This window comes from Streptomyces sp. FXJ1.172 (assembly GCF_001636945.3).
In the GTDB taxonomy this organism is placed as follows: Bacteria; Actinomycetota; Actinomycetes; order Streptomycetales; family Streptomycetaceae; genus Streptomyces.
The window spans coordinates 471,243-496,274 of record NZ_CP119133.2 but is presented as its reverse complement, the minus strand read 5'-3'; the positions used below and the strand labels follow the sequence as shown (position 1 = coordinate 496,274).

Annotated in this window: 26 protein-coding genes and 2 pseudogenes; 11 read left to right on the top strand and 17 right to left on the bottom strand. The window is 67.2% G+C overall.

The annotated features are described in order from the left end of the window. Positions 1-130 precede the first annotated feature (130 nt). Positions 131-628: a sec-independent translocase gene (locus A6P39_RS02555; protein WP_331454082.1), complete on the bottom strand. Its 498-nt coding sequence runs from the start codon at positions 626-628 to the stop codon at positions 131-133. After that, positions 597-2,024 (bottom strand): FtsW/RodA/SpoVE family cell cycle protein, encoded by a 1,428-nt coding sequence (locus A6P39_RS02550; RefSeq protein ID WP_079133586.1) that lies wholly within the window; start codon positions 2,022-2,024, stop codon positions 597-599. The genes A6P39_RS02555 and A6P39_RS02550 overlap by 32 nt, the downstream gene beginning before the upstream one ends. A gap of 131 nt (positions 2,025-2,155) precedes the next feature. Between A6P39_RS02550 and A6P39_RS02545 the strand changes: the two genes are divergently transcribed. After that, complete coding sequence (locus A6P39_RS02545; protein ID WP_067051087.1) at positions 2,156-2,836, top strand: hypothetical protein; 681 nt, start codon at positions 2,156-2,158, stop codon at positions 2,834-2,836. 152 nt (positions 2,837-2,988) lie between these two features. Then, positions 2,989-3,318 (top strand): annotated as a pseudogene (locus A6P39_RS02540) (amino acid transporter); the annotation flags it as partial. Positions 3,319-3,320: 2 nt separating this feature from the next. On the opposite strand, the gene glgX reads toward A6P39_RS02540, so the two are convergent. From glgX to A6P39_RS02525, 4 genes are all read right to left on the bottom strand, one after another. Continuing rightward, a complete protein-coding gene (gene glgX, locus A6P39_RS02535; RefSeq protein WP_067051102.1) occupies positions 3,321-5,462 on the bottom strand; it encodes a glycogen debranching protein GlgX in 2,142 nt (713 codons plus the stop codon). Between the two features lie 320 nt (positions 5,463-5,782). Then, on the bottom strand, positions 5,783-6,232 hold the full coding sequence (locus tag A6P39_RS02530) for a hypothetical protein (protein ID WP_159396126.1): 450 nt from the start codon (positions 6,230-6,232) through the stop codon (positions 5,783-5,785). A gap of 125 nt (positions 6,233-6,357) precedes the next feature. After that, entirely contained in the window at positions 6,358-6,540 is a 183-nt protein-coding gene (locus tag A6P39_RS45320; RefSeq protein WP_443052802.1) for a hypothetical protein, read from the bottom strand. Further along, positions 6,498-6,785, bottom strand: a complete 288-nt coding sequence (locus A6P39_RS02525; protein WP_067051078.1) for an STAS domain-containing protein — start codon at positions 6,783-6,785, stop codon at positions 6,498-6,500. Before A6P39_RS02525 ends, A6P39_RS45320 begins: the two co-directional genes overlap by 43 nt. Positions 6,786-6,985: 200 nt before the next feature. Here A6P39_RS02525 and A6P39_RS02520 point away from each other — a divergent pair, with 200 nt between their 5' ends. The 3 genes from A6P39_RS02520 (at position 6,986) to A6P39_RS02510 (ending at position 9,336) form a co-directional block, all read left to right on the top strand. Then, positions 6,986-7,162 (top strand): hypothetical protein, encoded by a 177-nt coding sequence (locus A6P39_RS02520; RefSeq protein ID WP_199840902.1) that lies wholly within the window; start codon positions 6,986-6,988, stop codon positions 7,160-7,162. A 170-nt stretch (positions 7,163-7,332) separates the two neighbouring features. Continuing rightward, entirely contained in the window at positions 7,333-8,538 is a 1,206-nt protein-coding gene (locus A6P39_RS02515; RefSeq protein ID WP_275883784.1) for an AI-2E family transporter, read from the top strand. 402 nt (positions 8,539-8,940) lie between these two features. Further along, on the top strand, positions 8,941-9,336 hold the full coding sequence (locus A6P39_RS02510; protein WP_067051075.1) for a DUF2267 domain-containing protein: 396 nt from the start codon (positions 8,941-8,943) through the stop codon (positions 9,334-9,336). A 534-nt stretch (positions 9,337-9,870) separates the two neighbouring features. Here the strand turns inward: A6P39_RS02510 and A6P39_RS02505 are convergent. Beyond that, positions 9,871-10,296: a DUF6003 family protein gene (locus tag A6P39_RS02505; protein WP_067051072.1), complete on the bottom strand. Its 426-nt coding sequence runs from the start codon at positions 10,294-10,296 to the stop codon at positions 9,871-9,873. 179 nt (positions 10,297-10,475) lie between these two features. On the opposite strand from A6P39_RS02505, the gene A6P39_RS02500 reads away from it, so the two are divergent. The 3 genes from A6P39_RS02500 to A6P39_RS02490 all read left to right on the top strand — a co-directional run bounded on the left by A6P39_RS02500 (position 10,476) and on the right by A6P39_RS02490 (position 12,719). After that, positions 10,476-10,877 carry an FhaA domain-containing protein gene (locus tag A6P39_RS02500; RefSeq protein WP_079133584.1) on the top strand — a complete coding sequence of 134 codons (402 nt, stop codon included), beginning with the start codon at positions 10,476-10,478 and terminating at the stop codon, positions 10,875-10,877. Positions 10,878-11,637: 760 nt separating this feature from the next. Further along, positions 11,638-12,030, top strand: coding sequence for a DUF2267 domain-containing protein (locus A6P39_RS02495; protein ID WP_067051066.1), 393 nt, complete (start codon positions 11,638-11,640; stop codon positions 12,028-12,030). 107 nt (positions 12,031-12,137) lie between these two features. Beyond that, entirely contained in the window at positions 12,138-12,719 is a 582-nt protein-coding gene (locus tag A6P39_RS02490; RefSeq protein ID WP_234379056.1) for a VanZ family protein, read from the top strand. Between the two features lie 345 nt (positions 12,720-13,064). Here the strand turns inward: A6P39_RS02490 and A6P39_RS02485 are convergent, their stop codons facing one another. Further along, positions 13,065-13,199 carry a hypothetical protein gene (locus A6P39_RS02485; RefSeq protein WP_267893353.1) on the bottom strand — a complete coding sequence of 45 codons (135 nt, stop codon included), beginning with the start codon at positions 13,197-13,199 and terminating at the stop codon, positions 13,065-13,067. 1,002 nt (positions 13,200-14,201) lie between these two features. Between A6P39_RS02485 and A6P39_RS02480 the strand changes: the two genes are divergently transcribed. Beyond that, positions 14,202-14,972 carry a GAF and ANTAR domain-containing protein gene (locus A6P39_RS02480; RefSeq protein ID WP_107304441.1) on the top strand — a complete coding sequence of 257 codons (771 nt, stop codon included), beginning with the start codon at positions 14,202-14,204 and terminating at the stop codon, positions 14,970-14,972. 128 nt (positions 14,973-15,100) lie between these two features. On the opposite strand, the gene A6P39_RS02475 is transcribed toward A6P39_RS02480, so the two are convergent. From A6P39_RS02475 to A6P39_RS02460, 4 genes are all read right to left on the bottom strand, one after another. Beyond that, positions 15,101-16,654 carry a bifunctional phosphatase PAP2/diacylglycerol kinase family protein gene (locus A6P39_RS02475; RefSeq protein ID WP_067051057.1) on the bottom strand — a complete coding sequence of 518 codons (1,554 nt, stop codon included), beginning with the start codon at positions 16,652-16,654 and terminating at the stop codon, positions 15,101-15,103. A 410-nt stretch (positions 16,655-17,064) separates the two neighbouring features. Further along, positions 17,065-17,571, bottom strand: a complete 507-nt coding sequence (locus tag A6P39_RS02470; protein WP_067051054.1) for a sigma-70 family RNA polymerase sigma factor — start codon at positions 17,569-17,571, stop codon at positions 17,065-17,067. A 475-nt stretch (positions 17,572-18,046) separates the two neighbouring features. Next, complete coding sequence (locus A6P39_RS02465) at positions 18,047-18,220, bottom strand: hypothetical protein (protein WP_199840901.1); 174 nt, start codon at positions 18,218-18,220, stop codon at positions 18,047-18,049. Positions 18,221-18,243: 23 nt separating this feature from the next. After that, complete coding sequence (locus tag A6P39_RS02460; RefSeq protein WP_067051048.1) at positions 18,244-18,600, bottom strand: PRC-barrel domain-containing protein; 357 nt, start codon at positions 18,598-18,600, stop codon at positions 18,244-18,246. Between A6P39_RS02460 and A6P39_RS02455 the strand changes: the two genes are divergently transcribed. Beyond that, entirely contained in the window at positions 18,581-19,081 is a 501-nt protein-coding gene (locus A6P39_RS02455) for an STAS domain-containing protein (protein WP_079133587.1), read from the top strand. The two genes, A6P39_RS02460 and A6P39_RS02455, sit on opposite strands and share 20 nt — an antisense overlap. Before the next feature lie 201 nt (positions 19,082-19,282). Here the strand turns inward: A6P39_RS02455 and A6P39_RS02450 are convergent, their stop codons facing one another. The 3 genes from A6P39_RS02450 to A6P39_RS02440 all read right to left on the bottom strand — a co-directional run bounded on the left by A6P39_RS02450 (position 19,283) and on the right by A6P39_RS02440 (position 21,507). Continuing rightward, a complete protein-coding gene (locus A6P39_RS02450; RefSeq protein ID WP_067051041.1) occupies positions 19,283-20,092 on the bottom strand; it encodes a SigB/SigF/SigG family RNA polymerase sigma factor in 810 nt (269 codons plus the stop codon). Between the two features lie 181 nt (positions 20,093-20,273). Next, the gene (locus tag A6P39_RS02445) at positions 20,274-20,663 is read right to left on the bottom strand and encodes an ATP-binding protein (RefSeq protein WP_234379054.1); all 390 of its coding nucleotides are present in this window, start codon (positions 20,661-20,663) and stop codon (positions 20,274-20,276) included. A 358-nt stretch (positions 20,664-21,021) separates the two neighbouring features. Next, complete coding sequence (locus A6P39_RS02440; RefSeq protein WP_275883783.1) at positions 21,022-21,507, bottom strand: MarR family winged helix-turn-helix transcriptional regulator; 486 nt, start codon at positions 21,505-21,507, stop codon at positions 21,022-21,024. A 61-nt stretch (positions 21,508-21,568) separates the two neighbouring features. On the opposite strand from A6P39_RS02440, the gene A6P39_RS02435 reads away from it, so the two are divergent. Next, entirely contained in the window at positions 21,569-22,807 is a 1,239-nt protein-coding gene (locus A6P39_RS02435; protein WP_199840900.1) for a DNA-binding protein, read from the top strand. Between the two features lie 282 nt (positions 22,808-23,089). Here the strand turns inward: A6P39_RS02435 and A6P39_RS02430 are convergent, their stop codons facing one another. Together A6P39_RS02430 and A6P39_RS02425 are read right to left on the bottom strand one after the other, a co-directional pair. Then, positions 23,090-23,752 (bottom strand): IS5 family transposase, encoded by a 663-nt coding sequence (locus tag A6P39_RS02430; RefSeq protein WP_159396125.1) that lies wholly within the window; start codon positions 23,750-23,752, stop codon positions 23,090-23,092. 619 nt (positions 23,753-24,371) lie between these two features. After that, a pseudogene (locus A6P39_RS02425) lies at positions 24,372-24,905 on the bottom strand (polysaccharide deacetylase family protein); the annotation flags it as partial. Positions 24,906-25,032: the final 127 nt, after the last annotated feature.

The following is a 25,032-nucleotide window of genomic DNA, read 5'->3' as shown; positions in this document are numbered from 1 at the left end:
CGGGTCCACCAACCGTCCTTCGATCGGCCCGGTGAACTGTCCAGGCGTCGAGGAACATGTGCGCGTTGCTCGTCCCGCCGCGTCCGGCCGGTTCCGACCCCGTTCGGCTCCCCTGGTCACCCGAGGCGGCTCAGGTGGCGTCGGGGTCGTAGGCGTGGGCGGGGGCCTGCTGCGGCGAGGCCGTCCGGCTCTCGGTTTGCTCGGCCCGCCCGGTCGGCTCGGTCCGCTCGCTCGGCTCGCCGTTCACCGCGGCGGTCACCTCCGACAGCTCCGCCCTCGGATCCAGGGCGGAGCGGATCTCCTCGATGCCGAGGCCGTCGCCGCCGAGGAGGTGCTTGCGCACGAATGTCTTCGGGTGCAGGTCCGCCAGTTCCAGGTCCTTGAACTCCGGTCCCAGTTCCGAGCGGACGTCTTCCTTGGCGGCCTCGGAGAACGCGCGGACCTTCCGTAGGAACCCGGCCACTTTCTGTACGACTTCGGGCAGCTTGTCCGGGCCGAAGAGCAGGATGATCATGATTCCCAGGACGAGCAGGTCCAGGGGGCTCACGTCGAAGAACATCAGCGGGTCCGCCCTTTCGCCGAAGAGGATGACGGGCTCATAGCCGTACGAACTGGGTCTCAGCGGCACTGACGTCCGCGGCCGGTTCGGGCGCCGGCCGGCGGGCCGTGTCGCTGACCTTGATCAGAACGGCGACCAGCAGCCAGTTGGCGACCATGGACGAGCCGCCCTGGGCGAGGAAGGGCAGGGCCTTGCCGGTGAGCGGGATCAGCCCCGTGACACCGCCCACGACGACGAAGACCTGGAGGACGAGCGCCGAGGCCAGGCCGCCGGCGAGCAGCTTGCCGAACGGGTCCGTCACGGTCAGAGCCGTGCGCAGACCGCGCTCGGCGAGCAGCGCGTAGAGCAGGATGACGAGCGTCACCCCGACCAGGCCGAGTTCCTCGCCGACCGTGGTGAGGATGAAGTCGCTGCGCCCGGCGAACCCGATGAGTTCCGGATGGCCCTCGCCGAGCCCGGTGCCGAAGATGCCGCCCGAGCCGAAACTGAACAGCGCCTGGGCCGCCTGGTCCGAAACCAGCCCCGGCGGACGCTTGTCGGGCGGCAGAAAGATGTCCATGGGGTGCAGCCAGGCGACGACACGGCCGTGGACGTGCGGTTCGAACGAGCCGACGACGAAGGCCCCGACGGCGAACATCACGACGCCGAACACCACCCAGCTGGTCCGCTCGGTGGCGACGTACAGCATGATCACGAACAGGCCGAAGAAGATCAGCGAGGTGCCGAGGTCCCGCTCGAAGATCAGTACGAGCAGGCTGAGGATCCACACGGCCGCGACCGGGCCCAACTGCCGCCCGCGCGGGAGATACATGCCCATCAGGCGCCGTCCGGCGAGCGCGAGGGCGTCCCTGCGCATCGTCAGATACCCGGCGAAGAACACCACGATGACGATCTTCACGAACTCTCCGGGCTGGAAGGACAGTGGCCCGATGAAGATCCACCGCTTGGCGCCGTAGACGTCGCCGGGGTAGAACGCCGGCGCCATCAGCAGGACCATGCCCACGGCGATCGTGACGTACGGATAGCGCTGCAGCCTGCGGTGGTCCCTGAGCAGCACCACCGCCCCGGCGAACACCGCCACCGCGATGGCGCACCACATCAGCTGCCCGGGCGCCGCAGCCGTCGCGTGGCGGTAGTGGGTCTGGTACGCGATGTCGAGCCGCTGGATGAGGACGAGCCCCAGGCCGCTGAGCAGGGTGGCCAGTGGCAGGATCAGCGGATCGGCGTGCGGCGCGAACCTGCGTACGGCGACGTGGCACACCAGCGGCAGTACAGCCGCCCCCGCGCACGTCACCGCCATGCCGGACGGCAGTTTCCCGGTGAGGGCGAGGGCCGTCTCGGCGTAGCCGTAGCAGCAGATGAGGAGGGCGCCGAACAGCAGGACCAGCTCCAGGCCCCGGTCGCTCAGGCGCCCCGACCGGCCCGGCCGTACGGCCAGTTTCGCCGGGCCACGCCGACCAGTCATGCCTTCCCCCCTCGGTCCTCGTTCGGGCACACCGCTGTGCAACCCGCTCAGGGAGACAGCCGCCAGAGTTATATGGTTGCGCAATAGCGCAACTGAACTGTAGCCGAGGGTGGGTAAGAGGAGGGTTCGGCGTGGGGGCGCGCAGGTGGGGGCGCCGCAAGGCGTGGCCGGTGGTCATCGGCCTGGGCGTGGTCCTGGCGCTCGTGGGCTATCTCGCCGTCCGGTTCATCCGCTCGACGACCTCCGACGAGTGCACGGCACACGACACGGACGGTACGACCGCCATGCTCGACCTGGACCAGGCGTCCCACGCCGCGACCATCGCCGCCGTGGCCCACGCGCGCGGCCTGCCGGAACGGGCCCTCACCATCGCCCTGGCGACCGCGATCCAGGAGTCCAAACTCCGCAATCTCACCTACGGCGACCGTGATTCCCTCGGCCTGTTCCAGCAGCGCCCGTCCCAGGGCTGGGGCACCCCGGCACAGATCAGCGACCCCGTCTACGCGGTGGGCAGGTTCTTCGACGCGCTGGTCAAGGTGCCGGACTACCTGAACCTGCCGGTCACTGAAGCCGCGCAGCAGGTCCAGCACAGCGGCTACCCAGAAGCCTACGCACAGCACCAGGCCATGGCCACGACCCTCGCCGACGTGCTGACGGGACGGGCGGGACCGGCGCTGAGCTGCACGGTGAGCGCGGCCGATCCGACGGGCGTTCGCGAAGCTGACCGACGTGGTCGGTGGCGTGAGCGTGTGCGTACCGAAGGACGTCTACCAGAAAGACCTCAACCCGAACCGTGCCACCCGCGGCGCTGAAGGTCACCCGCGGGGCCGGCAGCCGGCCGCTGCCTATCGTCGACCGAGCTGCCGCGGACGGACCACTGCACATGGTCGCCCATGAGCCGCACGAGCAGCACGTCCAGCCCTTTGAGTTCATGCCGCAGGCGCTCACCCAAGCCTCCGCCGACGGACCGCCCCTCTTCCTGGAAGTGTCCGTGCGTGATTCATGGGACTTCACTGCAGATGTCACTGTCCATGGCACCGAAAGGGACGGAGCGGCCCAGCTACGAGTGCAGGGTCCGACGGTTCCCAACACCATCGCGGCGATCCTGCTGGCGCTGCGGGACCGCACCGGCGAGGTGCCGCATGTGTACTTCAGCTGGTCCGAAGGCGGGCCGGTGGGCCGTCTGCTCCGCTTCCTGGTCTTCGGTGACGGCGAGGTGGCCACGGTCACCCGCGAGGTACTGCGCCGCGCCGAGCCGGACCCGGAGCGCCGGCCGCGCGTCCACGTGAGCTGAGTTCACCCGTCCTGGTGAGCGCGGAGGACCAGCATGGCACGGGCGTCGACCTCCACCTCGCTGCCCCCCTTGATCAGTGGCCGGTACTCGGTGTAAGGGATGGCGGTGTCCACCTCCACCGCCCACCACGGCCCGAGCCCTCTGGGAAGCGTGAAGGCGAGCGCCTGGCTGTGGGCGTTGAAGAGCAGGAGGAACGAGTCGTCCTCCACCCGCAGCCCCCGTAGGTCCGGTTCCGTGATGGCCTTGCCGTTGAGATGGACCATCAGGGACCTGGCGAAGCCTGTCTCCCAGTCGGTGTCGGTCATCTCGCGCCCGGCAGGCGTGAACCAGGCGATGTCCTTCGTCGCGTTGGCGGATGCGTGCGCCGCACGTCCCCGGAAGAACCGGCGTCGACGGAACACGGGATGATCGCGACGCAGCGCGATCAACTTACGGGTGAAATCGAGCAGTTCGCTTCCCTCGGCGACGTTCGGCCAGTCGATCCAGGTCAGCTGGTTGTCCTGGCAGTAGGCGTTGTTGTTGCCGCGCTGGGTGCGACCGAGTTCGTCACCGTGCAGCAGCATGGGCACGCCCTGGGAGAGCAGCAGGGTGGCGAGCAGGTTGCGCTGCTGGCGGGCGCGCAGGGCGAGGACGCCGCGGTCGTGGGTGGGGCCCTCCGTGCCGCAGTTCCAGGAGCGGTTGTGGTTCTCGCCGTCGCGGTTGTCCTCGCCGTTGGCCCTGTTGTGCTTGTCGTTGTACGAGACCAGGTCGCGCAGGGTGAAGCCGTCGTGTGCGGTGACGAAGTTGATGGAGGCGTAGGGGCGGCGGCCGTCGTTCTGGTACAGGTCGGAGGAGCCGGTGAGACGGGAGGCGAACTCGCCGAGTGTGCCGCCCTCGCCGCGCCAGAAGTCGCGCACGGTGTCGCGGTACTTGCCGTTCCATTCGGTCCACAGCGGTGGGAAGTTGCCGACCTGGTAGCCACCGTCACCCACGTCCCACGGTTCGGCGATGAGTTTTACCTGGGAGATGACCGGGTCCTGCTGGACGAGGTCGAAGAACGACGACAGCCGGTCCACCTCGTGGAACTGGCGGGCCAGGGTGGCTGCCAGGTCGAAGCGGAAGCCGTCGACGTGCATCTCGGTCACCCAGTAGCGCAGCGAGTCCATGATCAGCTGCAGGGTGTGCGGGTGGTTCATCCGCAGGCTGTTGCCCGTGCCGGTGGTGTCCCAGTAGAAGCGCGGGTCCTCCGGGGACAGGCGGTAGTACGCCGCGTTGTCCAGGCCGCGCAGCGACAGCACTGGTCCGAGGTGGTTGCCCTCGGCGGTGTGGTTGTAGACGACGTCGAGGATGACCTCGATGCCCGCCTCGTGCAGGGTCTTGACCATCGAACGGAACTCCTGCACCTGCTCCCCCCGCTGCCCCGACGAGCAGTAGGCGTTGTGCGGGGCGAAGAAGCCAATGGTGTTGTAGCCCCAGTAGTTCGACAGGCCCTTCTCCATCAACACGTGGTCGTGGACGAACTGGTGGACCGGCATCAGCTCCACCGCGGTGACGCCCAGCGTGACGAAGTAGTCGACCATGGCTGGGTGCGCCAGCGCCGCGTACGTACCGCGCATCGCCTCCGGTATTGCTGGATGGGTCATCGTCATGCCCTTCACGTGGGCCTCGTAGATGACCGTCTCGTGATAAGGCGTCCGAGGCGGATGGTCGCTGCCCCAGTCGAAGAAGGGGTTCACCACCACTGACTTCGGTGCGTACGGGGCGGAGTCCAGGCTGTTCCGTCGGCCAGTGGCACCGAAGTGGTACGGGAAGAGCGTCTCGTTCCACTTGACCTCGCCCTCGATCGCTTTGGCGTACGGATCGAGCAGCAGCTTGTTGTGGTTGCAGCGCACACCGCGCGCGGGTCGGTACGGTCCACGCACCCGGAACCCGTACCGTCGGCCCGGTCCGACGTCTGGCAGATAGATGTGGTGGACGAAGCCGTCCACCTCTTTCAGCGTGACCCGCTCTTCGGCGCCGTCCTCGTCGAAGAGACACAGCTCCACGCGCTCCGCTACCTCGGAGAACACCGCGAAGTTCGTTCCTGCACCGTCGAACGTCGCGCCCAGTGGGGACATCTGACCCGGTCGCGGGCCTACCTCGGTACTCTCCTGCCATATACGCATGATCACGCGCCTCCCCAGCAAGGATGGCGGGCAGCCCGCACCCGTCGTTCCCTTTTGCCCGCGTCACCGGTGAGCATGCGCGCAGGTCTGCCCCGCGCGGCCAGGGGCGGGTGACGGCGTGTGAAGTCGAAGCATCTCATCGGGCGCTACAGCAGACTGGGGCTGAGCAGGCTGTGCATGGCGTGCGTCCAAGGGGCGCGCCTGAGTAGCGGGGTTTGCCTTTCAGCGCAAGAGTGGTCTCTGCGGGCAACAGCTGTTTCGTTGCGCTCGGGCTGTTGCCCGCAACCTCATCGGGGCAGCCTGAGGGACCAGAACCAGGATCAGAGCGGCGAGCGGCTACGAGGCACCCGCGCCAAGGGGCTCACAACCCCGTACAGCTCGTTGAGCGTGTCCCGCAATACCGGGCGATCTGGTGGGGCGGCGGTCACCAGTGTCTGCTCCAGAAGTTGCCGACGGCGCTGACGTGTCGCTTCGAGCACGCACTTCCCGGTGCCAGTGAGAGCGAACTCGCCTGATGGGAGACGCCGTACCAGCGTGCGCTGCTCCAAGCGGCCGAGCAACCGGGTCGCGCATGAGGCGCTGACACAGAGGTCTCCGGCGATTCGGTCAGGATCGTTTGGCTCGCTGCCCAGGGCGAGTAGAACGCGCATCTGCTCCGCGGAAACCGTGGGGGCGACGTCCTCATGGGCCTGCTGCCACAACTTGATCATCGCTTCGGCGACGTGTTCCGCAGCAGGACTCGCTTCGGCACGTTCGGGTTCCACTGACATGGCTTCCCCTTTCCTCGATGCCGTTGAGTACGCGCTTACCCGACCGAAGGACCGTCAGCCCCGCCTATGTGTTCGAAAATGCTATGACCTGGGACGGGAGGTCAATAATATGTAGAATTGCTCGGTCATCCGGGTGACACGGTCCTTGTTTGGGGACCGGTATTTCTCTCATTCCGCGAATTGTCGCCGCGGTGGCTCGCAAGGTTCGTCGCGGCGTCTTCCGTGGTGTCGTAGACGTCAAGAATCCTATCGACGCCGGTGAGCTTCAGTAGCTGTCGTAGTTGCCCCTGTACCCTGGCCAGCGCCAACCTCGCACCGGTCTCATGTGCGCGCCGACGGGTGGCCAGAAGGGCGTCAGAAGGGCGTTCAGACCCGCTGAATCGCAGAATGGGATACCGGCGAGGTCCAGCACGATGAACCGTTCGCCGGCATCGATGAGGTTCAAGAACTCGGTTCGAAACATCGGCCCAGTCAGGTAATCCATGTCACCGCTGAAGGCAGCCACCAGACAGCGGCCGACACGGGTCTTCGCGACCGAAGGAACACTGGACATTCAGACGCCCTCCCCGTCATTCTCCGCGGCACGCAGGTCGCACCGTGAAGTTGTGCCTGCCCTAAATGTCCCCGCCCAACCGCCGCATCGCCGACGAGCCTCGGCGGACTTGTGCGATGCCGCCTGGTGTGAGTTGCCAAGCGGCGGGAATTCGGAGTGCAGTGCAACACAGACGTCGCTCGACGAGGAGGCTGAAACCCATGCTGGCCATCTTTTCGGCTGTCCTGTTCTTCATCGCCTTTTTGATCAACGCGGCAGACATTTCGACCAACCACACCTTCACCTCAACCAACGTCCTGCTCCTTGGCCTCACGGTTCTGGCCTTGCACCTCGCAGGCCTCGGAGGCGGCTGGACCGTCCGCGGCCGCAGACGCTGAAGACCTCTCAGGGATCTCCGCCTGCCGGCACCTCCCCGACGGCCTGCCTCCTACGCGCGGGTACGGCTTGAGGGACGCAGGATCGGGGAGGATGGGAAGACTGCCCGGGCACGGGCCGCGGCTCGGCACGTCGATCAAGACCATCCGACCCGCGCTGAGGAGGGCTGCTCATGGATCGCAGCTACGCCGCCCGCGTACGCCGTCGTGGGCGGGCGGCGAGAACATCGGCGCGTGGAACTCAGGCCACTGTCAGGGCGCCAAGAATCGGCGGGCAGGGGAGGAGAGGACTCGAAAGCAACAGGGCGCGACCCGTAGAACGGAGTGGGTCGTGGCTGCGAGCGGGGTTTGCTCTGGGACTCGGTGCGACTCTGGCCTGGCTGCTGGTGCACACCGTTCTGCAGATCGGACAGTTGCTGTCATTGTTCCTGGCGGCCGTCTTCGTCGCGATCGGCCTGGAGCCGCTGGTCGCCCTGCTCGCCAGGCATCGCGTACGTCGCGGCTGGGCGGTTCTGATCGTGCTCCTCGGGTTTGTGCTGTGCCTGGCTGGGTTCGTCGCGCTGATCGCCCAGCCGGTCACGGACGAGGTCAACTCCTTGGTCAAGACGATTCCCAAGTGGCTGACCCAGCTGCACGACCGGCACACCTTCCTCGGCCACCTCGAAGACCGCTACCACCTGATCTCCAAGGTCCGCAGCGCTCTGGCCTCGGGCGGCTCGAGTGTCCTCGGCGGGCTGCTGGGAGCGGGAAAGATGGTGCTCAGCCTGGTCACGTCGGTGGTCATCGTCGTGGTCGTGACCATCTACCTGATGGTCGCCCTGCCCGAGATCAAGCAGTTCGGATTCCGCTTCGTCACCGCGAGCAAGCGCGCGCGGGTCGAGGCGGTGACGAACGAGATCCTGACCCGGACGGGCCGGTTCATGCTGGCCAACCTCGCGACGTCGGGCATCGCCGGGCTCGCGACCTTCGCCTGGTGCGCGGCCATCGGCGTACCGTACCCGGCCGCCCTGGGCTTCTTCGTCGCGCTGATGGATCTGATCCCGGTCGTCGGCTCAACGGTTGCCGGCGTTGCCGTGAGCCTGGTCGCCCTGTCGGTCTCCCTGCCGATCGCGGGTGCCACAGCCGGCTTCTACGTCGCCTTCCGCCTCGCCGAGGACTACCTGATCATGCCTCGCGCGATGAAGTACGGTCGACGTGCACCCCGTGGTCACCGTCGTGGGGGTTCTGGTCGGTGGCGCTCTGCTGGGCATCATCGGCGCTCTGGTCGCCGTACCGGCAGCCGTTGCCATCGGCATCCTGCTGGACGAGTACGTCTTTCCCGGCATCGACGCGAAGTGACGGTCTCGACGCGGGGCTCACGGCGGCGCGGACGCGAGTAACCGTTCGGGGATGGCCTCGTCGGTTCTGGCTCCAGGCGGCCCTCACTCACCTGGGTTGTGGTTCTGACCCGCCTCGGCGCGCCAGGCATGGAAGGCCGAGTCGGTGAGGGCGCCGACGGCCGGGCCCAGGAGTTGGGCCGTCCCGAATGTCGCTGAACTGCTGCACGCTCAGGGCGACCCGGGTGAAGCCGACACCGAGCACGGAGAGCAGGGCGACGCACCGGCCGAATCCGCCGGCTCAGCAGGATCAGGTCAGCAGCACCAGCGTGAAGACGGTGAAGTGTGTGGTGGTCATCCCGCCTGATCGTTCCGCCACCCGTCCGGCGCAGCCAGGGCATCCGTGATGGCTGAGGGGGGTACACGACGCACCCAGCGGACATGACGCGCGAAGGGAGCGTTCGAATGAGCCAGCCGTGGGATCTCTTTCTTGGCCGCGTGCGTGAGAGCGGTGCGTACACCACTGACAAGGAGGCCGAGAGGGTCGTCCGTGCGGTTCTGGCTGCGCTGGGTGCTCAACTTGAGGGCGGAGCCCGCACGGACTTGGGAGCGCAGCTACCGCCGAGGTGTAAGCCACTCCTGCTCGATCCGCTGCCAGCCACCAGGCCGATGACACCGACGGAGTTCGTCGCGGCGGTGGCTCTGCTCATCGACGGTGCAACCGAGGAGACTGCGCGTTGGGATACCAGCGCGGTCCTCAACACCGTGGCGGAGTCCGTCGACAGCCAGCTTGTTCAGCAGATTCTCGCCCAACTGCCTCCCGGCTATGGACTGTTGTTCGGCCATCCGGTTCGCACCTGACGAGCCGATCGCCGGCCGGTGCTGCGCCTGTACTCGCCGCGTCTGGACTAGCCCACCCGAAGGGCGGAACCGGATGCAGGCGTGGAGGGGTATGTCGAGGATGTGACATTGCCTGAAGACATGAACGGGGGCGGTGTCGCGCGAGTGGGCGCGCGACCCTACGTCGACGTTGAACGTGCACTTGACGCCCTGGCGGTCCATGGAAGGGTGCGCTCGTCACAGTTCTCCATCGGAGCGGCCGCGGCATACGAGTGGGCTCTCGGGCGTATCGAGAATCCTCCGGTAACCGGTCGAGGCGGCCGGGGCACCCTTGACCTGCCCCAGCTGACATCCGAGCTGGGCGCGGCTGCTGCTCTGCTCGAAATCCCTGAGGATCAGCCCGGCAGCCTCGACTTCCTGCGCGGGGTGCGCACGGCTCTGGCGTGGGTGTGCGGTGATGACCGGGCCTGTGCGACCGGCAGTGCACGAGGTTGATGAGCTGCCGCGATCGCCGGTCCGGAGGGTCCGTCGGCGAGGAGGCTTGCGGCCGTGTCGTCAACTCCGGGTCAAGCGGCAGATCTCCTGAGGATCCAGCCCGGCGAGCTGGGCGATACGCGGCGCAGGGATGCCAACTGTCAGTGCCCGGTGCACGAGCGCTTCCCAGTCGTGGGTGGCATCCCGGAAGTCCAGAAGCTGCCGTTCCATGTCCGTGACGGATGGGGGCGCGCACTCCTGCTGTACGCGCACGGCTTCTTCCTCGCTCAGGGGCACAGGCAGCCGCTCCGCGTCCTCCGGGATGAGCGTCTCCGCGCCGGCCGGCAGGATCCTGACCAGCTCCGAGGAGGCATGTACACCGTGGGCGGAGAGCCAGCCGTGTACGGCTGGAGTCTCTGCGCACTCCAGGGTACCGACCGCGGCCACCGCGGCCCCCAGCAGCGGATGACGGGCAGAGAGGAGAATCAGGTAAGCGTCATCGGCCATTGCGCAGTTCGCCTTCTCGATCGCAAGAACGGGGCACCGATGCGATAGCCGCCAAGCGCCCACGACAGCCATCCTTGACCGGTACCCCTGCTCCAACGACCTGAAAACGACTGGCGATACGGCGAAGCGGCACCCGTGTGGGGGAACGTAGTCTTGAGGTGGGCGGGCAGGAGCCCACGATGAATCCTTTCGGTATCGTCGAACGCGCCATGGAGCAATGGACGTCAGCCCTGTGGGACCGACTGCCGCGGCGCCCAAAAGATCCAGTGGAGCTCATCGGCACATTGCACCGGCACTGCGATGAAAACGCCTTGATCCTCGACCGCCGACGCATCCTGGTGCCCAACGCGTTCGTCATCGAGTTGCTCCCCGACATCCACCGTAGGCTCACGGCTGACGCCGAACAGGTGGCGCCCCACCTCGCGACCCAGATCCGGCGCCATGCCGCCGAACGCGGCTACACATTCGCCGGCCCCGTGGCTGTCCAATTCCGTCCGGCGCCTGCCGACAGTAGCGCCCGTTTCCGTGTCCACAGCCGCATCGCGCCTGCTGTAGCCGTTCGACGCCCTCGCAGCGGTTGAGAGCGGGCTGGTGACAGTGCAACTGTTCCACTGACTGTGAGCTATTGACCTCAGTCCGTAGTGGGTGCAGCTTCCTCGGCTTCCATCGCGGGTCCATTCCGTCTGAGGGTGTGCGTGATCGCGCTTGTTGCGATCGCCCACGGCTTCGGACCTGGGAGTGATCCAGAACTCGGAACTTCAGGAGGCTGGATTCCGAGTCGACATCGAGGACTTGAGTGTCATGCACATCTCGCGCCCCGCCGTCGGCGGCTGAGCACGGCGGCTGGACAGTCGTTTGGTGGAGGCGGACGCAGTGGCGTCGCCCGCATCGCGAGGCAGAGCGGCACCATCCTGTCCAGCAGATCCCCGTCTACGTCCGCAGTCTCTGTCGGGGTCTCCTATCGAAAGCTCGGTCCGCCCATGGGTGACAAGGCTTCCCGCAGCCGAGCTGGTTGTATCCGAATTGGTGACCCTATGCCGTGCGGATGAAAGACGCGGGCGGTGGCAGGGCTATACGTGCAGTCTGACTACGTAGCGGTTGGAGGTCCTTCTGAGCCCGTGGACGTATGGGAAGATACCAGTCTTGTCGCAAAGTGGTTCACGTCAGATGTATGCATGGGATCCTTGCCGTACCCGAGCATGCATCTATGCAGACCTGGCCATCTTCCAAGAATCAGTAGGAAATTGAATGCGCTTCATCAATGGGGGTAGATGAATTCACGTGCCGGGTTGACTGGCGTCCCGGACGGAAGATCCTCGGCAGGCAACGACAGGAGCGCCGATGCACCAGCCCGTGGAAGTGCTGCTTGACCGGGTCAGTGAACGAGGGGCCTACGCCGATCAGGACGAGGCCGCACGTGCTGTGCGCAGTGTGCTGTCAGTTCTGGGCTCGCACCTCGTCGGTGACGACCGGACCGATCTGGCAACGCTGCTGCCGTCGCAGTGCGTCCCGTGGTTGACACAATCCGCGCCGGCCAGTGAGCCGCTGACGCCCTCTGGCTTCGTCGAGGCAGTGGCCGAGCGTGACATCGCTGACGAGATTCAGGCCCGTCGTGCCGTGGCCGCAGTGCTCAGCACGTTGGCTGACATGGCAGATGAGGCTTTGCTCCGCAGGATCCTGACGCAGCTTCCGCCGGGCCATGCTGCTCTCTTTGATCGCGTGGATCCGGCCTGAGTGTTAAACGAAACCGACCTGGGTGGCAGCAGGCGTCACCCTCTGCCAGGTCGGTGCACGGTCAAGATTTTCCGGACCAGTGGTTGGGGTAGGACATGGCGCGGACTGTGACGCGCGAGAAGGATGCCAAAGCGAAATCCGTAAGTCATCGAAATTCAGGCAGGCTACTTACTCCCTGGGTACGGGCGGCGGTCATGGTTATCGCCCTGGCCGGAATGGTTCTCTTCGCGGTGATGCTGGCCAAGTTGACCCTGGAGCCGCAACCGGCATCGGCAGCATTGACGCACAACAATCTGCGACCGGGTGACTCCATTCGCGCGTACCTCAACCGGCCGGGCTTTCAAGACGCGGTCAAGCAACTCGGCGGCAACATCGTTCTCGGCATGCCGTTTGGCGTGCTTCTGCCCGTTCTGTTTCCCCGTGCCCGAGGTCTCGTCCGCGTTGCAGCCGTCACGGCCATGGTGATGCTCCTAGTGGAGGTGATACAGGGCACCGTGATCACCGGGCGGGCCTTCGACATCGACGATGTACTCCTCAATACCTCAGGCGCCCTGTTGGCCTACCTGCTGCTGGGCCGCCGCCTCGGCCGAGCCGTTCACCCACGGCGACACCATTGGTGGCACCGCATCGCCTCCGCGCTCACCATGAAGGCGGAGCCGACTGTGCTCAAGGGGCGTCGCCGCAAGTGAGCTGAGGCAGCATGGTCGGCACGACAGGCCACCGCACGTGCTAGAGGTTCGTGTCCCGGCCTCTCTATCTGGCCGAGTCCCGCCGTTCGCGGGCCCCTCTTGAAGCTGCGGCCTGCCCTCGTTCGGCCCTCTCAGTCGGCATGCAGCGTGGCCATGCCATGTCCCCGGAGGCAATCGACCAACCCGAACCGGCCATCCACAATGCCACCGAGTTCGTACCCTCCAATCGCCAGGGAGCCGCCATCTGGGGCGGGCGTCCGAGGCGATGGTCGTCCGTCGAATGTCCGGTCGGCGCACACGACCCCCTGTTGGCTGCACTACATCAGCAGTGCAGCCAACAGGGGGTCAGAGCAGCCCGGTGTCGTATCCGCACACCCAGTTGAGCGCCGAGTGGATCCCTCGCAGGTAGTCGCTGCTGCCGCGCGAGTTGCTGGGGTTCTCCAGCTGGACTGTCGCTGCGTCCAGTTCGGCGGTCAGCAACGCCAGGTCCGGGGCGCAAGGAACACCCCGGCCAGTGACTGGGGAACTGTCGGAACGTCCCAGTGCCCACTCGAATGCGGCCACTTCTCCCGCTTGAAACTGCGGTGAGCGAGCACCATGTCCGCCTGTTATGTCTTCGAGCAGGGTCTCGACGTCGCCACATCGGCGTACGCCTACTGGTGGGGCTTCGCTGTCGCCGTTGTCTTCGGAAGTCATCACGCTCCATCCGTACCAATCCGCCCGCGGGGGAGGTCCGCTGTTCGGGACTAGGGCATGAGGCGCCACGCAAGATCGGAAGCTCGCCATGCTAGTGAGACCTCCGGGCTGGTGTCCTATGAGCACCGGCGTGCTGTCGCAGCCTTCGCGCTTCGGAAGCCGCCTTCGACTTGACCGAGGGATGTGCGACGCCCAGAACCGCCGACAGCGGCAGTGAGAGCGTGTGAGCGAGTTCCCTCAGCTCGTCGTCCGTAGGATGGATGGGGCCGTTGGCGCCGTCTTCTGCGAACGCCTTAACCCGAGGAGTGCGAATACCGGTCTGCTCGGCGACGGCTTCTGCCGTCAAATGGCGGCGGCGCATCGTCTGCTGGATCAGTCGTGCAAGGTTGTCCATCTTCTCTTTCCCGTCCGGTCAGCCACGTGAAGGCCGGCTCGCGGAGATCGCGCGCCGCTGCGTCGGCCCGTGTGACATCCATAGTTCGCCGGGTCGTCCCAGCGATGCCTGTTCTTTTGTCTGTAGTGACGCGCCTACCCTCGGCGCTCGATATGACGCCGTGCTCACCCGAACGGCTGTTGTCGACGGCCCACGTGGCGAAGGCGATGAAGCCGGACCGACGTAGCACCCCGTTTGGTCGCCAAAGCAGCTGAGGTCGATGCGCGACACATGAGATGGGCCGTCGGGTGGTAAACGCACTCTCACGGCCTGTGGGCGCCGGCACGGCCATCCGTACCACTCCCAGGGCGCTCCCGACGCGCACACAGTGCGCGAATGAAGGAATGATGACCATGCTGGAGGAAACGTCAGAAACACCGGAAACGCCTTCGATCGTGCATGACGTGTCGGTGGCAGCAGCAGTGGGGCGAGGCACGTTGCCACGCCGACTCTGCATCGCGTTCGCGGAGGGCATGGGCGCCCAGCGGGCAGCTTTGTCGTTGCTGCCCAGCCTGGATCACTGGCAACTGCTGCATGCCACCGACGAGTCGGCCCTGCTGGGCGAGGCAGTGCAGTTCACACTTGCTGATGGCCCGTCGATCAATGCGGCGCTGGAGATGCGGCCAGTCCTGGTGTCCGGCCTGCAGAACCGCCGTTCCACCGCCGGCTCGCATATGGCTGACGAGGTGCCCGACGTCCAGCAGGTGCTGGCGCTCCCGCTGAACGAACGCCGCACGCCGATCGGCGTCATGTCCCTCTACTACACGCGCTCGACGCAGGTGACGGTTCTCCAGCTCGGCCAGGCGCAACGTGCCGCCGGGGTTGCTTTGGACGCGCTTCTGCGCTGGCGCCGCGTCCACGCGAGTTCAGACTCCCAGCGCCCGGTGTGGAAGTCGGATACGCGCGCGGCACGTTGGCATCGCATCCATCAGGCTGCCGGGCTCGTGGCGGCATGCGAAGACTGCTCCAGGGCGGAGGCGTTGGCCTGGCTGCAAGCGGTCAGTGCGCGTGATGGACTGTCGCTCCTCGAAGTGGCCGACAGCCTCCTGCAGCCCTCCAGCGAGGACGAGCCCGGTCTACGCAGGCAGGGTAGTCGAGCTGCGGAGACGGTCTGCCGCGCGTAGCGACCTCCGTGGCTGGCAGCCCGCATGAGGCGGGCTGATCCCCCTCACTCCGTCCTGTCATCCCGCGCGGTGGCCACGAAGGGTGTGCACCAATGCCCGAATGCGCCAAAGCGGTTGGAGCGCTGGTGTCACCGGCCTGTGTCCCTAGGTGCAGCAAGGGAGCCGGGGAGGTCGTCTGCTGCCGGGCGGTACACAGTCAGCGCCTCGTCGAGCTTGTCGATGAGGAGGGCAGGAGGCGCGTCGGTCACCTCCCCGTCGTAGGCCATGCATGCTTCCTCGGGCAGGCCGGAGATCACGAGACGCTTCGGCGTTGCGGCCGCGTAGAACGGTGTCCTGGCCAGTCGGCCGACGCATGCTGCTGCCAGCAGACGGGTGCGGGCGAAGCGGCCAGCATGAGCGACTCGTACATCTAGCATGCCGTCGGCCAGGTCGTGGCGCCGGACAGGAGCGATGCCGACGCTGCGGTACAGGCCGTTTCCTGCGAAGAGCAGCCACAGTGATCGGCGGTGTCCGTTCACCTGGACCTGCATGGGATCGGCCTGGCGCAGGATCCGGGCGACCCCGAGGAGGGTGGCCGGTGGTCCGCCGATCCTCGGAGCCCATCGCTCGCGCAGCCGCACCAGTTCTGGATAGACACCGATGCTGAAGGTGTTGAGGAAGAAGGCCGGGTCGGCGTCGCCACCCGCTGTGCGCAGAGGTCTGATCCGGCCGACATCGGTACGGACGGCACTGCCCTTCATCACCGCGGTGCAGGCGTCGGCTACCGTGTCCACGCCCAGATCGGCGGCGAAGTGGTTGAACGTACCGCCGGGGAGCACCACCATAGGCACATCGGCCCCGAGCGCCGCTGTTACGGCTGCGTTCACGGTGCCGTCGCCGCCGCACACTCCCAGTGCGCCACCTTGGTTTGCAGCCTCCCGGGCCGCCTTGGCCAGCACCTTGGACAGGGGGCCGGCCTCCTCGTCGTGGAACACGACCTCGGCCTGCGGCAGCGTCGTCCTCAACTGCTTGATGGGGTCAGCGAATTGGGGCTGGCTCCCGGAAGACGGGTTGACGACGACGACCAGCCCCTTCCCTTCGGGGAGTGCGGGTACGTCCGCTCGTGGCCTGGCCGGCGGAGGCATCTGCGAGCGGGACGGCGCCAGGCCGCGCACCGCGTAGGCCGCACCCAATCCGAGGGCCGCACCGGCCAGGACATCGCCTGGATAGTGGACGCCGGTGTAGATGCGGGAGAAGGCCACCGATACGGCCAGCGGCGCCAATGCGGCACCCCACCGCGGTGACTCCAGGGCGACCCCCGCCACGAACGCCGCGGCCGAGGCGGCGTGCCCGGAGGGGAAGGAGCTGGTGTAGGGCTGGCGAGGCAGATGCCGAACGACCGGCACGGCGTCCAGTACGGGCCTGGACCGGCCGACGGACCGTTTGCCGATGGTGTTCACCGTGACGGAGGCCAACGTCAGTGATGTCACCCCGCGGACAGCGGCCCGACGCCCGCGCGCCCCCGCGAGAGCCCACATACCGAGAGCGACGCCGCCCCACAGCAGACCGTGGTTGGCGCTCCGACTCAGCCTCGGCAGCACCGTTTCGGCCGCGGGCCACTCGCGCGCTGCCACGCTCTGGAACAGCGATTGGTCGGCGGCTCGTAGCAGGTTCCGGATGCGGTGCCGGGCTCGATCACTCATGGAACCCCTTTACCCCACCGGGCGTCTCGCACCCGTGCCGGCTGCGGTTCGCGTCACTCGGCCTCCGCCTACGGGGCCTTCCGGCTTCCGGCCCAGGCACCACGCCCGGGGGCGGGCATACCCGCCCCCGGCGGCGCGCAGCCGGGTCGTCCCACGAACCCGACGCACTGACCCCTGGCTGCCTTCCGAACCAGTACGGCCTGTCGGGCGTGTACCCCCGGCACAGGTGGCCACGCCCCGGATCACTCATGGGGGGCCTACTTCAGCCCTGCTGAACCCTGCAGTCCGCTCGTCCGGCCGCCGCCTGGTCTACTGCTGACACCAGAGGCCGACCGCGCGGTGATCCTTGGCGCGCGTCCGGCCTCTCGGATGGTCTGGCTGAGGCGCTCGCTTGTGCAGACACCAGCCTGTCACTCTGAGATCAAGTGCGATCGGAGCCTGGCCAGGATGCGCGCGAGGAGGCGAGAGACGTGCATCTGGGAGACACCGAGTTCGGACGCGATCTCGCCCTGGGTCATCTCGCGACCGAACCTTATGGCGAGGATCTTCCGATCGCGCTCCGGCAGTGCTGCGATCACCGGCTGCAGAGCGGTCAGCTCCTCGACCACTTCCAGATCGTGATCCTCGAAGCCGACTTGGTCAGCAAGAGCGTCATCGGGTTCGGTTCCTTCGAAGGGGGCGTCCAGGGAGAGGGTGTTGTAGCTGTTGGCGGCTCCCAGTCCTTCCAGCACCTCCTCGGCGTCCAGATTCAGGTGCGCGGCCAGTTCGGCGACGGTTGGCTGACGGCCGAGGCACTGCTCCAGGTCCGCAGTCGCCTTCTCCAGCGTCAGGCGCAGCTCCTTCAGCCTGCGCGGAACCCGCAGGGCCCAGGTGGTGTCGCGGAAGAACCGCTTGACCTCGCCGAAGATGGTCGGCACCGCGAACGTGACGAATTCGACCCCGTGCGAGGGATCGAACCGATGATCGCCTTGATCAGTCCGATCGTGCCCACCTGCAGCACGTCTTCGGCCGACTCGGCCCGTGAGTGGAACTGCCGAGCCGCGAAGTGCACGAGGGCCAGGTTCAGTTCGACCAGCGTGTTACGGACGTAGGAATACTCGGCCGCGTCCAACTCGGCGGTCAGCAGCGCGAGGTCAGGTGGACCTGGCACACCCCGGGCGGTGACCGGGGAACTGCCGACTCGGCCCAGCGCCCACTCGTATGCCACTGCCTCCCCGGCACGGAACTGGGGCGATTCGGCCCCCTGCCCATCCGTCAGGGCGTCGAGGGCGGACAAGACCTCTGAGCGCTGCCGCACGCCGACCGACTCGGCTTCGCAGCCGTCCTCGTCCTCCCTGGTGTTCATTTTCGATCCGTTTCGGTTCGTGACGCATTGACTGGGAGCGCCAGGGTTCAGCGGACCCGCGGAGACCGCGGACCTCGGCGGCGGAACCGAGTTGCGCCATAGGCGAGGTCGGCGACCAGGACGAGGACGCCGATGACCAGAAGGTAGAACAGGCCATGGACGACGAATCCGATGATGCCCAGGACGATCGCCACGATGACCAGGAGCAGGAACAGGCTCATTCGTTCTCCTGTGCTTCGCGAGGTCAGCGGCGCGCGAGGCGTCGTTCGCCGCCGGCACCGGGGGCGTAGTCCAGCCCGTAGTGCGCGAAGAGCGCGGGCTCGTCGCCGGCGGGCAGCACTCCGTCTGTGTCGATCGACGGCGCCTTCCTGACCAGACTCTTGGGGCTGGTGACTTTCAGATAGCCCGGGCCCACGGTGGCCCCGTCGAGCGGGACGAAGACGAGACGGCGCCGGGTAGGCAGTCCCACGAAGACCGTGGCGAAGACGGGGCTGTCACTCGCCGTGTCCACGTACACCGACTCCAGTGTGCCGATCTTGTGGCCGCCGGGATCCACCACATCGTGTCCGCGCCATTCCCGAATGTCATCCGCCTCGAACATCACCGGCCTCCTGCGGCTGAACTCTCCTCCATCGTGCGCTCGATCCGCGGAGACGGCATCGCACATGCACCGGAAGAGTCGGCGCATGAGCAGCTCGGAGACCTGGGTACCCCGGTTCGTATCAGCCGGTCTGGACGCCTACACGGCCACCCTTATGCGGGACGGGCGATGTCACCTGGTCCTGGACCTGTCGGGGGTCGGCTTCTGTGACTCCGCCGGGTTGAACGCCCTGGTCCGGCTGTGGAACGGAACCCGTGAAGCAAGCGGGAGTCTCGTCTTGGCCGCCGTCACCGCTCCTGTACTCCGCGTCATCGAGATCACCGGCCTGCACGAGCTGCTGACCATCGTGCCCACCACGAGCCACGCCCTCGCCGAGCATGCCTTCACCCAAGAGCAGTGTCAGGTCGAACTCCCAGGTCTCCGGGCCGAACACGACGCGCCTTATGGCGAGAACCAGGGAGAGGAGCCGGCCCTGTCCTGAAGGTGGGGCGCGGAACTCTGTGCAGCCTGGCGGGGGCTGCCCTCGGCGCGGGCTGCTCGGCGGAGCTTCGGGACGTGTTCCGCCACGCCGGTGGCGCCCGCGGAGGCAGCCACCACAGACAGGCGCCACCGGCTGCTCATCGGGAGAGGTACGGCACCTACATAGCCGGCCACGTGTGACTGGCGCCGGACAGGCGCACCGTCAGGTGGTGGGGAGCATGCCGCTGCGTAGGCGGGTCAGCAGCCGGGAGAGCAGGCGGGAGACGTGCATCTGGGAGATGCCGAGTCGCTTACCGATCTCGGCCTGTGTCCGCTCCTCGACGAACCGCAGATGAATGATCAGGCGCTCGCGCTCGCTGAGATCAGCGAGAAGGGGAGCGAGAGAGCGGAAGTCTTCCACGAGTTCCAGGGCTGGATCCGCGAGGCCGATGACTTCGGACAGCGCCGCCTCGTTGTCCTCGTCCGAGGAGCTGAGGGGAGCGTCGAGGGACGCCGACGTGTAGCCGTTCGCGGCGATCTGGGCCTCGACGACCTCCTCCTCGGTGAGGTTCATCAAGGCCGCGAGTTCGGAGACCTTGGGGGAGCGGCCCAGTCGGCTGGCGAGTTCCTCGGTGGCCTTGGACAGTTCGGCGCGGGCTTCCTGAAGGCGGCGTGGCACGTGGACCGCCCAGGTGGTGTCGCGGAAGAAGCGCTTGATCTCCCCGACGATGTACGGCACCGCGAAGCTGGTGAACTGGACCTCGCGTGAGATCTCGAAACGGTCGATGGCCTTGATCAGTCCGATGGTGCCGACCTGGACGATGTCCTCCATCGACTGGGCGTTGGCGGTGCGGAAGCGGCTGGCCGCGTAGCGCACCAGCGACATGTTCATCTCAATGAGGGTGTTGCGGACGTACTGGTGCTCCTCCGTGCCCTCTTCGAGGACCGCGAGCTGGTCGAAGAACGCCTTGGACAGCTGCCTGGCGTCCTCAGGTGCGACCTTCTGCGGTTCGCTGATATGGGGCAACTCCATGTCGGTTTCCGTGGTCGCACTGACGCCTGTCGCCGGCACAAGCCCTCCCTGGTCGTCCTTCGGCCCCGGCACGCTCTCCCGTCGGCCGCCTTGTTCGGCGCGTACCCCCGATAGCGGAGGGCACACCCGGAGTGACCCGGAACGGAGAAATGGCAACCATGGGTGACCGTGAGAGGCCCGGTCACTGCGCCAGCGAAAGCACCGCTTGGACCGTCTTACCGGACGCGTGGGGTCTGACCCGGACTTCTTCCGCCAGCTCCAGGACCATGGGCCATCCGAACCCGCCGGGCTCCCACAGGGGAGTGTTGCGCCGCCGTGGCGGTGCGGTGCTGGCGTCGTCCACGGATACGGTCACGGTGCCCGCATCCGCTCGCAACCCGAATCCGGTGACTCCGCCGGCATGTCGGATGGCGTTGGTGACCAGCTCCGACACCGTGATGAGAATTGCCTCTGCCCCTGCTGAATCCTTGGGTTCCAGCACGGAGAGGAAGGTCCGTGTGATCTCGCGTGCGTGTTCAGCGGTGCGCGGGCTGTCCGCGGACAGGTGTGCATCCTCCATGAAGGGGTGCACGATCGCTTCCTCCTTGGATCTAGAACAGTGCTTTTGTCCGCTTACCCCGCGGTCGTGTCTTCAGGCCGATCGCACGGGCGGCGCCTTGCGCAAGGGAATCTCCAGCCCGCCGATCAGGTGCTTCCGACCACGGAGGCGTGGCCCACAGGCCGATAGGACGCGGTCTCGGGGTATCCGGGGTCAGGAAGGGCCCTAAAGGTGTCTGTTGTCATTTGACAATAATGACCCTAGGGCAAGAAAGTAGCCGTGTCGTGCTGCACGGGGAAGAGTGTGGAATGTTCCTGTGGGCGGAGGCTGCTCCGTGCGCTGGCCGCCGACGCCCCGCAGCGTCGGGGAGTCCGGTGGGGTGGCCAGGTCTTCAGGCGGTCTGGTCGTCCGGCTGCCGGGCGTTGTCGTGTATCTGCAAAGCCGCCGCGCGGCAGAACGCCTCAAGTCCTTCCAGCAGCGCCGTTCGCTTGCCCGCGGGCATGAGGGCCAGCACCGCCTGCAGTTCCCGTTCCCTGCGAGCACGCAGATCGTCAAGGAAGGCGCGGCCCCGGCCGCTGAGGTGCAGCTGCACCTCGCGCCGGTTGGCCGGACTGACCACACGCTCGACGAGGCCGGCGGCGACCAGGCGGTCGCATAGCCGGCTGGTGGACGGGGGCGTGGAGGCGAGCGCGTCACTGAGGTTGTGCAGATTGATACCGTCCTGATGTTCCAGCATGAGCAGCACCCGCATCTGGGACGCGGACGCCGGGGCTGTGGACGCCCGACCCCACAGGACTTCCAGCAACTCTCCGGCCGTCGCGGTCACGCGGGCGACCTCGACGGGTTCCGGGCGGGGGCGGAAAGCAGCCACTGTCACACTCTCGCAGGCAATGGGACGGCCGCCAGCCTACTAGGCCCCCTCTGCGGCTAGAGATGGTTTGGACGGCCCGGACGGCTTGGTGCTGTCTCCGGATACCCGTCGTGTCCTGGAGGCCATGTTCGGTCGGCGAGTCCCAGACCTGTTTGCGCCGCCGCTGCTCGATCCCCATGCACCCGCGTTCGACCTGGAGCAAGAAGTCGACATGACCGCACGCGACGCTCAGGACGACGCCGGCGCAACAGCCGCGGCGTCCATCTCCGACACCAACCTCGACCAACTCGCCGACGACGCGGTGACGCTCGCACGCGACTACGCGTCCATCGCACCCATTCAGGCCTTCCAGCGGGGCCAGGCGCTTCAGCTACAGCTCCAGGACCAGCGCGACCGTACCCAGGTGCCAGCGCAGCAACAGCGGTTGCTGGAACTCCTGGGACAGACCACAGCCCTGCTTGCCACCAGTGCCTTCAACCTCGGGGCGTTCGAGCCCGCCCGCCGACTGGCCCGCTCCGCCGACCTCTACGGAGAGACCGCACGCTTTGAACCTCTCCGGGCCTACTGCGACGGCATCCTCGCCTACATCGCGTACTTCACCGGTATGCCCGGCGAGGCTGTGTCCAAGGCCCGCCGTGCGCAAACTTATGGGGGCCTCGGCGACGTGGCTCGGCGGCGTCTCCTCGCCATCGAGGCACGCGCCCACGGCTACCTCGGAGACATCGAAGCTGCGCGGCGTGCGCTCAGGCTGTCCGAGGAAGCCGAGAGCGGTGCCCGCGACCGCCTGCACGACGACGTCGCCGGCGAGTTCGGTTTCAGCACCGAACGCCTCGCCATGTCCAGCAGCTCCACCGCTCTGTTGATCCATGATGCGGCCCTGGCCGAGCAGGCGGCACGGAAGGCCCTCGCCCTCATCGAACAGCGGCCGGCAGAAACGCGGTCCGCTCACGTACTGGGCAGCGCGTCCGCCGACCTGGCCATGGCACGCCTGCTCGACAACGACGTGGAGGCAGCCTGCGAAGCCCTGGCTCCCGTGTGGGCCATCCCAGCCGACCAGCGCGTGACCGGCGTGCTGGTACGGGCGGGCCAGATTCAGCACTACCTGACGCAACCGACGTTCCGAGGTTCAACGGTTCCCTGCGAACTGCGTGATCGCGTCGAGGACTTCACCCACCGCGGCTACTGCCCGGCTGTAGTCGACGGCCCACACACCGCCGTGCGTGCGCCACAGCGGCAGTTCAGTCCACTGGGTGACGCCGTGCTCGGCCAGGACGGCGGCATCCGCCCTCGCCGGGCCCCAGGATGACCCCGGGCCGCAGCAACACGGCCGCATCTCCGAAGACGTCGGTCACGGCGCGCTCGCCGCCGGCCTTCTGGAAGCCGTAGTGAGTCGGGCTGCCGTCGGGGCCCGTGTACCCGACCGTCTCGTCCGCGTCTGCGGGACACTCCAGCAGCGCCGACTCGTCGTTCAGCGGCTCGTGCGGCCACCCCCGGCAGACAGACACGGTGGAGATGTGCACCCACCGCCTGGCCGCTTGGCGTACCGTGGTGGTCGCCAAGAGGTCATCGGCCGGTTGACGGACAACTACTACGCCGTCGTCCTGCCGCGCACGAGGCCGGACGCTGACATGGCCACGAGACTCCTTGCCCAGGCCGCCACCGACCTTGCCGTCGAACCCTTCGACGACGAACTCCCTCTCATCGACACCTGCCTCGCTGCGCCCGAGCGTGTGACGGCCCGTGCCCGCGCCCGATTCGTCTCCCGTGTCCAGCACCCGCACTGGCACGCGGCGGTGCGGTCGCCGACGTCCGCGGCGGTGACCATCACGCCCAGCAGCAGGCCGAGCGTATCGACCACGACGTGCCGCTTGCGCCCGTTGATCAGCTTGCCGCCGTCGAAGCCGCGGCTTTCCGACCCGACGACGGCGTCCGCCTTGACCGACTGCGAGTCGATCACCCCGGCCGACGGCTCCGCATCCCGCCCCAGCCTCTCGCGGATCCTTGCGCGCAACCGGTCGTGGCACTCCTTGACCAGGGCGTGATCGCGCCAGCGGCGGAAGAACGCGTATACCCGGTCCCACGGCGGGAAGTCGGCGGGCATCGCCCGCCACTTGATGCCATTGTCGACCAGGTAGCGGATCGCATCGAGTATCGCCCGGTGGCAGTACGCCTCCGGCTGCCCTCCGCGGCCGCGCATCCAGCCCGGCACCGGCAGCAGCGGCAGGACCCGGGCCCACTCCGCATCCGTCATGTCCGTCGGATAACGCGACTGCCGCAACCCGTTGTCGGCGGCGTTTCCGAACCGGTGAGCCAGACAGTCACACTCCAGCGTGACAGAACTGGACTGCCCGGCCGTCGACACGGAACACTTCGGCACCAGGGCCTCCTGATGTTGCTCGGTGATTCGACACCAACGAGTTGTTCAGGAGGCCCTGCTCGTATGCGCCGAACACCCCGCGACCACCCAATCGAGACTTCCGTTCGACGGACACCGCTCAAGATCGGAACGACAACAGCTACTGAGAGACACCCGGACCATAGAGCGCCGCCGCACTGCTGCTGGAGGGCAGAAGACCGAGCCCAAGATGCCCTGCCGCGACAGCGGCCCCTTGCCGTTGCGGCGATACAGTATGAAACCCCGGGCCTCTGCGGCCCGGGGTCTCTCTGTGCTGACGGGATCAACGACCTGCCGACGCGAGCGTCATGCCCACTCCACTCCCAGCTCCCGCAGTGCGGCCAGCTGATCCGGAGCGAGCTCGCGCTGATCTAGGTTGGCAGTGCTGGTCGTCGCTGCACCACCAACCGCTACAGTGCCGGATCCACCCCCAGCGGCCCGCAGACCTTCGGCGAATGACCGGAAGCACGCTCGTTCAGAGCTTGTCCCCACTGCCTGCCGGGCGGGCCAAAGGTGTGAGGAGGGTGCGTAGGTCGATGGCGCTGTAGCCGCGGGCGGTGATCGCGTCGAGGATGCGTGGCAGGGCCTGGGCGTCGATCACCTCGGTGCCGCCCTCGGACGCGCCGACGTGCAGCTGCACGATCGCTCCTGGACGCAAGGCGTCCAGCGCCCGGCGCACCGCGAGGGCCACGGTCACGCCGCCCTCGGTGCCCTTCCACCCGTTGGTGTCGGTGGTGAATTCGACATCCGCGCATCCGAGCGCGTTGACCTCCCTGACCTGGGTGGGGCTGGTCTCGCTGCAGGGAAACCGGAAGAAAGGGGTCAGCGCCCGTCCTGCCCCGGCCGCGCGCAGCGCCCGGTCCGCTCCCCGGACCTCCCGGCTCCTCCCGGCGGCGGTCAGGTCCCTGAAGTGGGGATGGCTGTAGGAGTGGTTGCCCAGCCCGTACCCTGCGGTGGCAAGCCTCCTGACCACCTCGGGGTAGCGGTCGGCGACGTCGCCTGTCAGGAAGCACGTGGCAGGCGTTGCCGGCGGGCGAGCTCACTGAGATCGCTGTCCAGGCCGGCGTCGTCCCAGGCGGCGTTGAACGTCACCGCGACCATCCGCTCGCGGGCCGACCGGGTGTCGCCACCCGGTC